This window comes from Salmonella sp. SAL4457 (assembly GCF_046548235.1).
In the GTDB taxonomy this organism is placed as follows: Bacteria; Pseudomonadota; Gammaproteobacteria; order Enterobacterales; family Enterobacteriaceae; genus Salmonella; species Salmonella enterica.
Window position 1 is genome coordinate 1 of record NZ_JBGDZO010001151.1, and the last position, 244, is coordinate 244.

The following is a 244-nucleotide window of genomic DNA, read 5'->3' on the forward strand; positions in this document are numbered from 1 at the left end:
GCCGAAGGCGATCCTGGTGGTTTCCGCGCACTGGGAAAGCGACGACCTCCGGGTAACCGGCGCCGCGGTGCCGGATATCTGGCACGACTTCTACGGCTTTCCGCCGCCCCTCTACGCCGTGCGCTACCCGGCCAAAGGCGAGCCGGCGCTGGCACAGCGGACGATCGAACTGCTCCAGGCCGCCGGCCTGCCGGCCCAGGCCGACCCACAGCGACCATTCGACCACGGCACCTGGGTGCCGCTG

Annotated in this window: 1 protein-coding gene; it reads left to right on the plus strand. The window is 70.9% G+C overall.

What is annotated here, in order from left to right; genetic code table 11:
• A partial coding sequence (locus ACLJNW_RS27770) for a DODA-type extradiol aromatic ring-opening family dioxygenase (RefSeq protein WP_410961805.1) occupies nt 1–244 on the plus strand: 244 nt, incomplete at both ends.